Source organism: Anaerophaga thermohalophila DSM 12881, from assembly GCF_000191885.1.
Taxonomy (GTDB): domain Bacteria; phylum Bacteroidota; class Bacteroidia; order Bacteroidales; family Marinilabiliaceae; genus Anaerophaga; species Anaerophaga thermohalophila.
In genome coordinates, this window is sequence record NZ_AEWI01000078.1 from 1 (window position 1) to 14,742 (window position 14,742).

The 14,742-nt window shown below is 40.6% G+C and carries 11 protein-coding genes; 2 read left to right on the plus strand and 9 right to left on the minus strand.

The features are described from left to right. The first annotated feature begins 628 nt into the window (after window positions 1-628). The gene (locus tag ATH1_RS0115130) at window positions 629-2,629 is read left to right on the plus strand and encodes a monovalent cation:proton antiporter family protein (protein WP_010423522.1); all 2,001 of its coding nucleotides are present in this window, start codon (window positions 629-631) and stop codon (window positions 2,627-2,629) included. 249 nt (window positions 2,630-2,878) lie between these two features. Here the strand turns inward: ATH1_RS0115130 and ATH1_RS0115135 are convergent, their stop codons facing one another. Continuing rightward, a complete protein-coding gene (locus tag ATH1_RS0115135; protein ID WP_010423523.1) occupies window positions 2,879-3,895 on the minus strand; it encodes a 2-oxoacid:ferredoxin oxidoreductase subunit beta in 1,017 nt (338 codons plus the stop codon). Window positions 3,896-3,898: 3 nt separating this feature from the next. Next, window positions 3,899-5,746 (minus strand): 2-oxoacid:acceptor oxidoreductase subunit alpha, encoded by a 1,848-nt coding sequence (locus tag ATH1_RS0115140; RefSeq protein ID WP_010423525.1) that lies wholly within the window; start codon window positions 5,744-5,746, stop codon window positions 3,899-3,901. 717 nt (window positions 5,747-6,463) lie between these two features. Here ATH1_RS0115140 and ATH1_RS0115150 point away from each other — a divergent pair. Continuing rightward, window positions 6,464-6,979: a gamma carbonic anhydrase family protein gene (locus tag ATH1_RS0115150; RefSeq protein ID WP_010423529.1), complete on the plus strand. Its 516-nt coding sequence runs from the start codon at window positions 6,464-6,466 to the stop codon at window positions 6,977-6,979. A gap of 3 nt (window positions 6,980-6,982) precedes the next feature. Here the strand turns inward: ATH1_RS0115150 and murI are convergent, their stop codons facing one another. The 7 genes from murI to porG all read right to left on the minus strand — a co-directional run bounded on the left by murI (window position 6,983) and on the right by porG (window position 14,285). Then, window positions 6,983-7,825, minus strand: a complete 843-nt coding sequence (gene murI, locus ATH1_RS0115155) for a glutamate racemase (RefSeq protein ID WP_010423531.1) — start codon at window positions 7,823-7,825, stop codon at window positions 6,983-6,985. Window positions 7,826-7,966: 141 nt separating this feature from the next. Then, on the minus strand, window positions 7,967-8,506 hold the full coding sequence (locus tag ATH1_RS0115160; protein ID WP_010423533.1) for an OmpH/Skp family outer membrane protein: 540 nt from the start codon (window positions 8,504-8,506) through the stop codon (window positions 7,967-7,969). Window positions 8,507-8,613: 107 nt separating this feature from the next. Continuing rightward, a complete protein-coding gene (locus tag ATH1_RS0115165; protein WP_010423535.1) occupies window positions 8,614-9,129 on the minus strand; it encodes an OmpH/Skp family outer membrane protein in 516 nt (171 codons plus the stop codon). A gap of 203 nt (window positions 9,130-9,332) precedes the next feature. Continuing rightward, the gene (locus tag ATH1_RS0115170; protein WP_010423537.1) at window positions 9,333-9,857 is read right to left on the minus strand and encodes an OmpH/Skp family outer membrane protein; all 525 of its coding nucleotides are present in this window, start codon (window positions 9,855-9,857) and stop codon (window positions 9,333-9,335) included. Between the two features lie 259 nt (window positions 9,858-10,116). Continuing rightward, on the minus strand, window positions 10,117-12,699 hold the full coding sequence (gene bamA, locus ATH1_RS0115175; protein ID WP_010423539.1) for an outer membrane protein assembly factor BamA: 2,583 nt from the start codon (window positions 12,697-12,699) through the stop codon (window positions 10,117-10,119). A gap of 10 nt (window positions 12,700-12,709) precedes the next feature. Further along, entirely contained in the window at window positions 12,710-13,453 is a 744-nt protein-coding gene (locus ATH1_RS0115180; protein WP_010423540.1) for an undecaprenyl pyrophosphate synthase, read from the minus strand. Between the two features lie 91 nt (window positions 13,454-13,544). Next, complete coding sequence (gene porG / locus ATH1_RS0115185) at window positions 13,545-14,285, minus strand: type IX secretion system protein PorG (RefSeq protein ID WP_010423542.1); 741 nt, start codon at window positions 14,283-14,285, stop codon at window positions 13,545-13,547. Between the last annotated feature and the right edge of the window lie 457 nt (window positions 14,286-14,742).

The following is a 14,742-nucleotide window of genomic DNA, read 5'->3' on the forward strand; positions in this document are numbered from 1 at the left end:
AGGTAACGACGAAGAATCTGTTACCTGTTTTTGGTTTCTTAGATGATTAGAGGTTAATTATACATGTTCTTTTGTGACAAACCTTGTCATGCTCGCTTCATTCGTATAAAATTAGTCGAAGTTATTGGTCGAATGGAACTCGTCCCGATTACTCGGGACTCGTTTCATTCAATAAAATTGAAGTATCTTTGTTTAACAGGCCGTTGGATTTTTAAATAATGCCAGTTTTTATAAAGTCGGGAAAGTTTCTTTATGTGTCTGTTCAGGAAGTGCCGGTTGCAAGGCTTGCGAAGCCGCCAAAACGGAGTTTACTTATCGTAAATGGGTAATTTCCGGACAAGCGTAACGCAGTAAATAACAGATTCTTCGTCGTTACCTCCTCGGAATGACATTAGACAGGTGTCATTCTGAGCGGAGCGAAGAATCTAACCTATAATCATATAGCATCAGTTAAATCATCATAAATTGCATCATACCAATAACTTATACTAATTTTATACGGATAAAAATGATTGGAAGTTAACAGTGGATTAGAAAGCCCCGCTGGTGCGGATTTCTATATATCTAAAAATCTCATGACCCGACAATCTGTTTTTTTACCTGGATACGATCTGATAATTAATGCATTATGGAATTCACAATATTCAAAGACATACTCATCATCTTTGCTCTTTCCACCCTGGTCAACTATGTTTTTACGAAAATAAAAGTTCCTTCTATTGTTGGCTATCTTATTACAGGAATATTGGCTGGTCCCCACCTGACGGGGATCATTAACAATGTTGAAAACATTGAAGTATTGGCTGAAGTTGGCATTGTACTGTTACTTTTCACAATCGGACTGGAATTTTCACTCCAACATTTGATAAAAATCCGGAAAACAGTCTTTTGGGGAGGTCTCCTTCAATTTGCCGCGACAACACTAATTGTTTTAGCCATAGCCAGGTTTTTTGATCTCGACTTCAGAGGGGCTTTGTTCGTGGGTTTTCTGACAGCATTAAGCAGTACGGCAGTGGTTTTAAAGATTCTTCAGGACCGATCGGAAATTACCTCCAACTACGGAAGAACCGTGTTGGGAATCCTCATCTTCCAGGACCTGGTACTTGTTCCTTTACTACTTTTCATACCCATCATCGGTGGCGAATCAACAAACATAATGAACGAACTATTCTGGATGGGTCTGAAATCCTTGGGAATTATTCTCTTTGTCGTTTTTGGGAATAAATGGTTTATGAACAGAATACTTCATGCCATCGCCATGACAAAAAACCAGGAACTGTTCCTGATGAGTATCCTGCTGATCTGTCTTTCGGTTGCTTTTCTTACCGCCGAACTGGGTATGTCACTTGCCTTTGGGGCTTTTCTCGCCGGCTTGATGATATCCGAATCGGAATACAGTCATAATGCTTTCGGACACATAATTCCTTTCAAAGATACTTTTTCATCCTTTTTCTTTGTCTCCATAGGAATGCTTCTCGACCTGCATTTTGTGGTCGACAATATTAGCATTGTGCTGATGACAGTGACTATGGTGATCTTAATAAAGATAATAATTGCCAGTGGCACTGCCTTTTTGCTTGGGCATACGTTCCGGGGGGTAGTTCTGGTGGGTCTCGCCCTGGCACAGGTTGGAGAATTCTCATTTATTCTTGTCAAAATGGGACAGAACTACCAGATCATATCCAATTATTATTATCAGCTTTTTCTTGCTGTAGCCGTCATCACCATGTCAATATCACCACTTCTGATATCAGTGGCTCGTCCATTAGCGAATGCAGCAATGAAACTACCTTTACCCCGGAAACTCAAAGAAGGTATTTTCCCACTTGAACAAATTGATGTTCCCGAGCTGAAAAACCATCTTGTTCTCATAGGGAAAGACCCCAGAATTCTTAGTATGTCGGTCATGGCTCGTCATGTTAAAATTCCCTATATCTCAATAATCTTCGATCCGGTCATTGTTAAAGAACGACAGCAAAAAGGTGAAACAGTTATTTACGGGGATGCCCAAAACACGCCGATACTTGAAAAAGCACATGTAAGAACTGCCGGTGTTATCGTCATATCAATCGGCGATGTTGTAACAGCCATGGCGGTCACTGAAAAAGTAAGAAACCTTAACCAGCATGCTTCCATTATTGTCCGTGCACGTCAAATCGATGATGTAGAAGATCTTTACAAAGTTGGAGCCACCCAGGTAATTCCCGAAGAATTTGAAACAGCCATTGAATTATTCGAACGTGTACTCAACAAATTCCTGATGCCACGTGATGAAATAGAAGTAACCATTGGTCACATCCGTAAAAACAATTACGGATTGGTACGGGATGTAAAAAAACGGCCGCGTAAATCTATCCTCAGCCAGTTGCCAAATCTTGAAATTTCAGCGCTTAAAGTAGACAAAGATTCCCCCATAGCAGGTCATTCCCTCTCCGAAATCGCTTTCAGAAGTACTTATGGTGTTACAGTAGTGGCCATCAACCGTAAAGAAAAGATCATAGACCATCCCGGCCCCGACACAATTTTATGCAAAAACGATATTGTTTATGTTTTAGGGAAAGAAGACCAAATTGCCCATGCAGTAAGTCTCTTTAAAAGACAGACCGAAAAAGAAGACAAACAAAATTAAAACAGAGAAGGCCGGTTTCGAAATATTAGAAAACCAGCCTTCCAAATAATGTAATATCTATGCAACCATAGTGAACGGACACTATTTAGTGCCCGTCTGTAAAGTCAGGAAAAGTTGTACCAAATCATGTGTCTGTTCAGAAAGTGCCGGTTGCAAGGCTTGCGAAGCCGCCAAAAACGGAGATTACTCACGTAAATGAGTATTTTAGCGGCAAGCGTAACACTGCAAATGGTACTTTATGGACAGACATTATTTAACTTCCCATACTTCACCCGAAGTAACCAGATCATGAAAAGTTTTGATTTTCGATTTATTCCTGATCTCTTCAATCTGCTCAGCCGCACACTGATCGTATACCGGAGCCTCAGCATCTCTGATTACGCCCAGGGCCACAGGAAAATCGGGATACTCCATATCGGCAAGTTTGAGATGAATGGTGGGGTCTTCTGAATGGGCATCGTGAACCAGAATATCCTTTTCGGTAATTCCGCCTTCCCCGATGGTTACCACGCGAAGCTTTGTCCCATCCAGGACAAGTCCCTTGTTACGTTCTTTCCCAAAGATCATTGGCTTTCCATGTTCCAGGACAATTGTTCTGTCATCTTTGAAACGCTTATCGGTGATTTCCTGATGCGTATTATCATTATAAATAACACAGTTTTGCAACACTTCAACAATTGATGTTCCCTCATGCCGTGCTGCAGCTTTCATCACCTCCACCGACAATTTAATCTCCTTATCGATGGTGCGGGCAAAGAAATAGCCTCTGGCACCAATGGTTAATTCACCAGGCCGGAACGGATATTCAATGGTCCCGTAAGGTGAAGTTTTGGAAATAAACCCCCGCTTTGAAGTGGGTGAATACTGTCCTTTAGTCAGGCCATATATTTGGTTGTTAAACAGAATAACATTAATGTCCACATTTCTGCGGATAGCGTGAATGAAATGGTTCCCACCTATGGCAAGGGCATCTCCGTCACCTGTAATTTGCCAGACACTAAGCCGGGGATTGGCTACCTTTACACCGGATGCAACAGCCGAAGCCCGCCCGTGAATGGTGTGAAACCCATAAGTATCCATATAATAAGGCAGACGGGAAGAACAACCAATACCGGAAATCACAGCCACTTTTTCCTTCGGTAGTTCCAGTTCCGCAAGTGTCTTCTGTAAAGCATTCAGAATGGCATGATCACCACAACCGGGACACCACCTGACATGCTGGTCACTTTTATAGTCAAGAAAAGCAAGTTTTTTATTATCAGCCATAGCTTATTTTTCTAAAATTTTTTCAAAATGATTTTTCAGTTCGGCAACGGTAAAAGGCAAACCTTCGACTTTGTTATATTGGCCGAACGTAATATCAGGAAATTTACTCCTTAAATAGCCGGCAAATTGTCCAAGGTTAAGCTCGCAGACAACAACTTTGGGATACCGCTTCAATACCTCATAGCTGTTTTCAGGAAGTGGACTTATATAGCTGAAATGTACCAGGGCTGCCTTCTTTCCTTCTTTCTGAATTTCCTCAAGCGCAGTATACAAATGACCAAATGTTCCACCCCATCCCACGATAAGTAATTCAGCATCTTCATCACCATGAATTTCCAGAGGGGGAATAAAATCGGCAATCCGGTCAATCTTTTGCTGTCTGATACGCACCATTTTATCATGATTATGGTGATCGTAGGAAACTTCCCCCGTAAGAAAATCTTTTTCAAGACCTCCGATCCGGTGCTGATAACCGGGTGTACCCGGAAGTGCCCAATAGCGGTTCAATTTTTCGGGATCGCGTTCGTACACATTCCACTTTTCGGGAGGTTTTTCAACAAAGGGAGGTATGATGTCCGGGAATTCACCATCTTCGGGGATACGCCACGGCTGGGTTCCGTTAGCCAGAAAACCGTCCGATAACAAAATCACAGGAGTCATATACTCAATAGCCACTTTTGCGGCATAAAAAGCATAGTCGAAACAGTTAACGGGTGAACTGGCAGCCATAACAACCAGCGGACTTTCGCCATTACGTCCGTAAAGTGCCTGAAGAAGGTCTGCCTGCTCAGTTTTGGTTGGCAACCCTGTACTCGGACCTCCCCTTTGAACATCAACGACAACCAAAGGAAGTTCGGCCATAACGGCCAGTCCAAGGGCTTCACTTTTCAGAGCCAAACCCGGTCCTGAGGTTGATGTAATTCCCAAATTGCCGGCAAAACTGGCTCCAATAGCGGTTGAAATGCCGGCTATTTCATCCTCGGCTTGAAAAACTTTAACGCCCAGGTCTTTTCTGGCCGATAATTCCTGAAGTATTTCGGTAGCCGGAGTAATCGGATAGGATCCCAGGAAAAGCTCCAGACCGCTTTTTTCAGCTGCCAGTAAAAACCCCCATGCTATGGCACGGTTACCGTTAATATTCCTGTAAACACCCGGCTTTAATTCTGCCGGTGAAATATGATATGAAGGCGTTCCTGCCTGGATAATAACACCATAATTATAACCATCCTCAAGCACACGAATATTGGCTTCTGCCACCCGCTCATCCTTCGAAAATTTCTCACGGATTATTTGTTCAGTATCCTTCAATGGCCTGTTAAACAGCCAGAAAACCAATCCAAGCGCATACATATTTTTACTCCTCAGAATGGTCTTGTTATCAAGCTCCATGCTTTTTAAACTCTCTTTTGTCAGGGTGGTAATCGGAGCTTTAATGATATTATAACTTCCAAGATTGTCTTCTTCTATTGGATCATTAGACTTGTAACCTGCTTTGGCAAGATTTTTATCATCAAAACTATCTATATCAATAATGATGGTAGCTCCCGGCTTAAGCCATTCGAGATTGGCCTTTAAAGCGGCAGGATTCATGGCTACAAGCACATCTGCCTTGTCACCCGGAGTATAAACCTCACTGTGTCCAAAATGAACCTGAAATCCCGAAACACCCCCGACCGTTCCCTGCGGGGCTCTTATTTCTGCAGGAAAATCCGGAAACGTTGATATATCATTCCCATAAACGGCAGATGAAAAAGAAAAAAGTGAGCCGGTTAACTGCATCCCATCGCCGGAATCGCCCGAAAACCTGACAACAACTTCATCTCTCTCAATAACTTTCGATTTTTTAGCCATAATTTAGCTGATTGTTGATTATTGTCCTGTGTAAAAATGAATTGTTAAATAAAAAAACACCAGAACCTTTTCATTGATTCCGGGGTTTAACCATAAATCCAATACTAAAAGTCTCTTTTTGCTAATCTCATTGTTGACAAAAGTAGCTCTTTCACGAGCAAACTCAACCATAAAATTTTAAGTAAAGTTAGATACTAATTAATAACATGAAGTTGACATTCGTCAGATTTTACAACATTAAAAGGTGCTTTTCAACAGTTACTTTATATTTGTATCCTGAATTAGCCTTATCTATTCATCCGTATAAAATAAGTCTAAGTCATTGGCCTGATGAAACGGACATGACAAAGATAGCCTTAATAGATTATCAGATTTTTAGATATAAGATTTAAGATGAAATGAGCATAGATAGGTTCGCCACAATAAGAATAGGTATAAGTTCTTGCATGCGAGTTCCATCCGACCTTGATAAATAAATTATATACGGATGAATGGATCAGGTAATAAACAAATGCAAAATTAACAATTTTTTACGGAGTTTAATTTAATTTTATGAGTGCAGTATAAAAAGCATATTTTTGTCAAAATCAAGGCGTTTTAAATTCTTGTAACGGAGTTAACTTGTTGCTAATGAGGATGCAAAAATTTAAAACAACAACGAGTTTGGCAACAAAGATGCTTTTTAGACCGGGCTCATCTTATTATTAAAAAAGAATAATGGCTTTAATAAAATCAGTCAGGGGATTTACCCCGAAAATAGGGAAAAACGTATTTCTGGCAGATAATGCCACGGTAATAGGCGACACAGAAATTGGCGATGATTGCAGTATATGGTTCAATACTGTTCTTCGGGGCGATGTAAACAGCATTCGTATAGGAAATAAAGTCAATATCCAGGACGGAACGGTTTTACATACGCTCTATCAGAAATCGACCATCAACATTGGCAATAATGTATCCATCGGGCACAATGCTACCATCCACGGGGCAACAATTGAAGATAATGTATTAATTGGGATCGGAGCAACAGTACTCGATCACGCAGTTGTTGGTTCCAACTCTATTGTTGCAGCCAATGCTTTGGTTCTCACAGGAACTAAAATTGAACCCAACAGTGTTTATGCGGGTGTTCCGGCCAAAAAAGTAAAAGATATTGAGCCGCAACAAACGAAAGAGATGATAGACAAAATAGCCAACAATTACCTGATGTATGCCGGTTGGTATAAAGAATAATATCTAAAAGTGCAGCCGTTCCGATTTAACCGGAAAATCAAGAAATACGCTGGACGCTTCATCAAATTTTTCGGGACTTTCGGTTGTAAAAAACCGGCAGGTCCCGTTTTTTGTACATTTTTTATCTATTTCAGGATGACGTAACAAATAGTCTTTCAAACTTGCCGAAACAATTTCACCCTGTGGCAGAACTTTAACGTGTGCAGGAGTATATTTTTGAATCAGCGGCATTAACAACGGATAATGGGTACAGCCAAGAATCAGGGTATCTATTTCGGCGTCACGGGAAAATAATAAATTCAAATCACGCCTGACAAAAAAATCGGCACCTTCGGAGTCAGTCTCATTATTCTCGACCAATGGCACCCACATAGGGCATGCCTGCTGAGTAACAACGGCATCGGGAAGAAATTTACATATTTCCAGGATATAAGACATAGATTGAACCGTTCCGGTTGTGCCTAAAACACCTATATGCCGGTTCTGAGTAAAATTTACCGTCTGTTCAGCACTGGGACGCACAACGCCAAGTACTCTCCGGGCTGCATCATAGCGTGGAAGATCACGCTGCTGAATGGTCCGTAAGGCCTTCGCCGAAGCGGTATTGCAAGCAAGAATCACGAGGTGTACCCCCATGTCAAACAGTTTAAGTACCGATTGTAATGTATACCGATAGACCATTTCAAATGAGCGGGTCCCATAAGGAGTGCGTGCATTATCACCCAGATAAATAAAATCGTAATCCGGAAAATCATTCAGAAATTCATTCAAAATGGTCAGTCCGCCATAACCGGAATCAAAAACTCCAATAGGGCCTTTTGACGAAGCATTCTTTACAGGTTCCATTTAATGCATGCTGACATTATATAAACGAAGATACAAATTTATCGACAACAATATAAAAAGCCGGGGAAATATATCCCCGGCTCTTTATATTGTGATGTCGAATGAGCCCGGTCGAAAAAGCATCTCTTTTATCATCCCTACCTACTGGGGAGCATTGTTCATCTCTTTAAGTTTCGCCTTCACCATATCCTGACAATCAACACTTTGATCGGAATTATACAAGATAACCTGCGAACTGGTATCAAAAATATAAATAAAATCCTGTTCTTCGCCAACAGCGTTAATGGCTTTCTCAACCTTTTCGATAATGGGCTGTAATAATTGCTGTTCTTTTTGGCTCAGCGATTGTTGAGCCAGCTTGTTAAAATTCTGGATTCTCTGGTCATAATCCTGAATCTCTTTTTCCCTGGTTGATCTGATAAGATCGGAAAGGGAATCACGCTGAGTCATATAATTCTTATATTTTTCATCAAGTTCCTGGCTCATAACCTGCAATTGATTTTGCAACTTTTGAGCTTCGGATTGCAATTCTTTGTCGGCTGCCTGTTTTTCCGGCAATTCCGAAATCAATTGCTGAACATTCAAATGCCCGAATTTAAGTTCCTGAGCAACAGAAACAGATGCAGCTGCCAGGGAAACCATAAATACAATAGCAAAAACCTTAAAAACTTTCATATTCATTAGTATATAATTTATTTAAGTGATTGGTCTGATGGAACTCGCATGCAAGAGTTTTACACATGTTCTTTTGTGGCAAACCTTGCCATGCTCGTTTCATTCGTGTATAATTAATTTATACCAAGTTTACTTTTCACTTGCTCTGTAACATCAATACTTTGGTCGGAATGATATACAGTAGCTCCTGAATTCTCAGCAAATATATAAATAAATCCGCCTTCCTCACCCACCTGTTCAATAGCACCTCTCAATTTTTCCATGATAGGTTGGCGCAATTGCTGTTGTTTCCGGGACAGATTTTCCTGAGAAGATTGATAAAACGTTTGAATTTTTTGGGAAGTCTCCATTAGTTGCTGCTCTTTTTGCTGGCGTTCAAGAGCTCCAAGCGTTTCGGCATTCTGCAGATAATCCTGTTCCATTTTTTGATATTCTTCCTGCATAGTGGCCAACTGGTTTTCGAGTTTATCATACTCTGCCCCCATTGTCTCTTGCATCTCTTTAAATTCGGGCATGGCCCTCATTATTTCCTGTATATTGGCATGGCCAAATTTAAATTCCTGAGCTTCTGTGCTCCCGGAAAGAATTAAAAACAGGCTTATAATTGTAATGGATGTAATTCTTCTCATAACTATATGTTTTTCTATTTCACAAATTTATTTAGCGTCTGTGTCCATAAAGTATCACTTGCCGTATTACGCCTGCCTCCAAAATGCTCATTTACGTGAGTAAACTGCGCTTTTGACAAATTCGCAAACCTTGCAACCGGCATTTTCTGAACAGACACATTTAGTAAGTAAGAAATTTTTCCGACTTTATAGACGGTCTGTATTTAATTCAAAAACCCGAGGTACTTTAAAACATCGTCGCTAATGTTTTGCCGGGGTTTTACATAAATGACACCTGAATTGCCAGCCATATCAAAAACGGCATCCAGATTATCACGGTCTGCAATTTCGCGAATGGCTGTAAAAACCTTTTCCTGAATAGGATTAATCAGGGCTTCCTGACGTTTCATCAGTTCTCCTTCAGGTCCGAAATACTGCCGTTGCAATTTTTTAGCACTGTTTTCAAGTTGAATAATCTCTTCTTCACGCTGCGTTTTCATATCGGCAGAAAGAAATACGCTCTCTTTCTGATATGTTTTATACAATTGTTCAACCTCGGCATAAATATCCTGTATCTCCTTCTCCCACTTTTGTGAAAGCTGGTTCAATTGTTCCTGTGCTGCTTCGTAGGCCGGAATATTTGACATAATATATTGCATATCTACGAAGGCATATCGTTGTGCAGTAGCACTTTGTGTACTCATAAAAATACCGCCAACTGCCAGTAATAAAATTAAAAACTTCTTCATCCGCATAAAATTTATTTATTAAGGCCTGATTGCCTGGCCCCTTTTATCAGGGAAACCCGTCCCGCGCAATCGGGACTCGTTTCATCTTCAATCAATTTAAAGTTTCCAAACCAATTTAGATAAACTTCTTACAAAAACCAAACCACGCTTAACGGTTTATTTATTCGTATAAAATTTATCTAAGTCATTGGCCAGGTGGAACTCGCATGAAAGAACTTATACATGTTCTATTGTGACAAACTTTGCCATGCTCGTTTCATCAGAAATTTTGTCCGATAACAAAGTGGAAATTACTTCCGTTGGCATTGGGGCTGCCTGGTACCTCATCGAAACCATATCCCCAGTCGATGCCCATAAGTCCGAAAATGGGTAAGAAAATTCTCACTCCTACCCCGGCTGAACGTTTCAACCCAAACGGGTTATAATCCCTGAATTCAGACCATGAATTTCCGGCTTCTGCAAATACCAGTCCGTAAACAGTTGCTGATGGTTGCAAAGTTAATGGATAACGCATTTCCAATGTCAGCTTATTATAGATATTTCCATCCTGTCGTCCGTTGGTAAGCGGTGTCAATGAAGCATTCTCATATCCGCGAAGACCGATGGTCTCGCTTCCATAATAACTATAGCCCGACATACCGTCGCCACCCAACACAAATTTTTCGAAAGGCGATTTTTTATTTTTATCAAAATAGCCCAGAAAACCACCTTCTACTTTAGTCATCAACACCAGCTTATTGGCATTATCCAGAGGTTTAAAAGTACTTCCTTTAAATATCCATTTATGATATTCAATCCATTTGTACCTCTCTGAATCAGGCATATCCGGATCGGAATAATCCAGGTCATCAAAATAACTGTAGGGTGGAGTAAATTCAAGCCCCAGTGTGAAATTGGAACCATTTCTGGTATACAACGGGTTATCCATCGAATTTCTGGAAAGCATCACCTTGAAATTAAGGTTATTGCTATTTCCGTTCTGCATCAGGAAATAGACCCAGTTTTTAAGATCGTAACGCTGATAGCTGGCCTGGGTATAAAGCTGAAAATAGTCGTCGGGCCAACTCAAACGTTTTCCGAATCCAACGGATATACCCGTCACTTTCATGTGTTCATCGGGATCTTCCTCGAGCGGCGGATAATAGCCGCCATAGCCGCCATAGCCATAGCCGCTATAGCCGTAACCGCCACCATAGATATTGCTGTAAGGATTTCCGTAATAATAACCGCTGCTGGTACCAGTCTGAATAGACCTGTAAACCGAGAAACTGAAAGAATTCGGTTTCTTACCGCCCAGCCAGGGTTCTGTAAACGAAAAACTGTATGACTGATAATATTTCCCGTTGGTTTGGGCTCTCAACGACAAGGTTTGTCCGTCTCCTGTAGGCAAAGGACGCCAGGCTTCCTTGTTAAAGATATTACGAACAGAGAAGTTGGTAAACTTCAGTCCCAGGGAGCCGACAAACATTCCGCCACCCCATCCGCCGGAGAGTTCGATCTGGTCATTGGCTTTTTCAACCAGGTTATATTCAAGATCAACCGTCCCTTTTTCAGGGTCGGGAATTGGAACGGGATTAATATTTTCGGGATCAAAATGTCCCAATTGTTGCAATTCCCGAACTGAACGAATCAGCTCGGATTTATCGAACAACTCTCCGGGTTTTGTCCGTAACTCCCGTCTTACAACGTGTTCATGAGTTTTTGTATTTCCTTTAATGATCACTTCATTAATGGTAGCCGGTTCACCCTCGTAAACCCGCATCTCAAGATCAACCGTATCATTATAGATTCTGACATCTACCGGTTCAATGTTACTGAAAAGGTATCCATTGTTCATATAAAGGTTATGAACAGCATCATCATCGGTATATAAGCGTTCCTCCAGCAAGGTTTGATTAAAAACGTCGCCCTTTCGGATTCGGAGTTTTTCTGACAAGTACGGACCGGGATATACAGTATTTCCTACCCAGCTGATATCTCCGAAATAGTATTTGTTGCCCTCGCTGATTCCGATTTCTATATCTACGGTATTGTCAGGATTCCTGGAAATGGAGTCATATTCAATATAAGCATCACGATAACCCTTTTCATTGTACTTTTCAATTACCGTTTTCAGGTCGTTTTCATACTCTTCCTGAACGAATTTCTTAGTCCGGAAAAAATTCTGGATTTTTCCTTTCTCATTGGTCTTTTTCATGAAACGATTCAGCTTCCGATCCGAAAACACTTCATTTCCTTCAAATTCAAGGCTGTTAACCTTAACCTTATCTTTTTTGTCGACCTCAATATCAAGAAAAACATGATTGGGCTTACTTGGATCGTCCCGTTGGACAATGGTGACTTCGGTATTATAAAAACCTTTTTGAACGAAATGTTGTTGGATATAACGTTTGGCTCTGTCGATCAGATAAGGCGTCACCTGTGAGCCCTTCATCATGGATATTTTACTTGTAACATCCTCAATCTCGGATTTTTTCAAGCCTGAAAAATTTATTTCGGACAACCGGGGACGTTCCTGCAGATAAATGTTGAGATATATATTATTTCCTTCAATCTTTTCAGCGGTAATTCTCACATCGGAAAACAGACCGTATTCCCAGTACTTTTTAACTGCATTTGAAATGTCTTCACCAGGAACGGTTATTTTTTGACCTACTTTCAACCCGGAAAGATTAGCCAGAATTTTGGGGTCATTGTTTAGATCACCCGTTACTGTTATGTCAGCAATTATGTATTCTTTGGGTTTTCCTGAATAAGAAATCTCCGGTATTTCGTCCTGAGCATAAAGAGTTGTAATAGAAAAGATTAAAAATAAGTATGCTACAAATCTGCGTTTCAACATTACTAATAATTTATTTTTTTACCTGATCACTAATTTTACCGAAACGTCTTTCCCGACCCTGATAATCGAGTAGTGCTTCAAAGAAATTTTCCTTGCGAAAATCGGGCCATAATACGTTGCAAAAATATAATTCTGAGTAAGCAATTTGCCAAAGCAGGAAATTACTGATACGTAATTCACCGCTGGTTCTAATCAGCAATTCGGGATCAGGCATATCTGCAGTTTCAAGATACCGGCTAAAAATTTCAGCATTAATTTGGGATGAATCAAGTTTTCCATCCCGGACGTCGTTGGCGATATGTTTCACACCTTCAACGATTTCCCAGCGAGAGCTGTAGCTTAACGCCAGAACCAGGGTAAGTCCGTCATTATTTTTCGTTTGTTCAATACAGGCAGCAAGTTTATTTTGAACATCCTGAGGCAAAGTTTCTTTACACCCGATAGACTTTAGTTTCACATTATTGTCCATAAGTGTTTTGGTTTCCGAAGAAATGGTAGAAACCAGCAACGACATCAAAGCATCAACCTCATTCTTGGGTCTGTTCCAGTTTTCTGTTGAGAAAGCATAAAGTGTAAGGAATTTCATTCCCAGTTCGGCAGCAGCCTCCGTCACTTCACGAACAGATTTCACCCCCTGTTGATGTCCAAACACCCTTGCATTACCCCTTTTCCTCGCCCAGCGACCATTGCCGTCCATTATTATGGCCACATGCTTCGGTAATTTTTCCTTATCCAGCTGTTCTTTGACTGACATATAGTATTATTAAGTATAAAATATCAGCAAAAAGTGATTTGAGAAACTTTGAAAAATCAGAGCTTCAACACCTTCAACTTCGCATCAGACTTTAATATCCGGCATTACATGAAACCTTTCTGTGGAAAAGATCGAACGTAACTAATACGCCTGCAAACGAATACCAATCATTGTTGTGCAGAGAAGACGGCTGGTCAAATCCATAAGGGTCGGACGGATCTATGGCTCCACGTCCCATTTTATCCAGATCGTCAACAAATGTTTTTCTGAAATTCCATTCCAGTCCAAGATGCACCCAATCAGAAAGTTTCCACTTTATTCCTATACCGAACGGCAAAGATAATATAAAATGTGGGTTTTCAGAACTACCTCCGGCATCAGAATAATATCGACGATAGAACGTCGATGCTATACCGGCAGTTATGTAGGGAGAAAAACGGGTTTCATCTCTTCGAAAAGGATGATCGTATTCAAAAAAATTTATCTCAATCTGGGCTGCCATATCGGCCATGGTTCTCTCGAAGCTGTATTGAGGTGATGAGTTCCCCGAAACAGAGGGATACTGAATGTCCTCACCAGGGTAGTCGCCCTGAATATTTACAATCGTAAATGTTCCTTTAAAAGCGATGCGACTGTTGGAGACAACCCTGAAAACACCGCCAAAAGAGGGTTGGATGCTATAAAATTGTTTCCCGGGATTCAAATCCCCATTGTAATAAGAACCTCCGAGGAAAAATCCGGCTTCAATTCTCTCCTGGCTCCACCCATCAGTGCAAGACAAAAGAAAAAAAGCAAAAACAATAACAAAAAAAGTCCGGAATTTGAATATCATTAATATGCTGAATTTACTTTTCAATACTTGAGCCCATTCCAAAAGTCTCTTTTGGGAGCAGATTCAATAATCTATTATGGCAACTTTTACCATGCCCGTTTCTTCAGAAACTCTTTACTTTTTGGAAACGTGAAATAGTATGGTTTATTGCTAAGTGAGCACATCCGGAGTACGAAGTTCAAATCTGCGTCGGACATTCATGGCAATCTTGTTGCGGTTTTTTATTTAACAGACTTTAAATTTGTATAGAACTTTTTTATTAAGGTTGAATTGAACTCACACGCAAAAACTTATACATTTTCTTATTGCTGCAATCCCTGCGATGCTCGTTTCATCAGTATAAAATAAGTCTAAGTTATTGGTCTGATGGAACTCGCATGCAAGAGTTTTATACATGTCCTTTTGTGGCAATCTTTGCCATGCTCGTTTCATTTGTGCCCGTCTACAAACCCGCAAG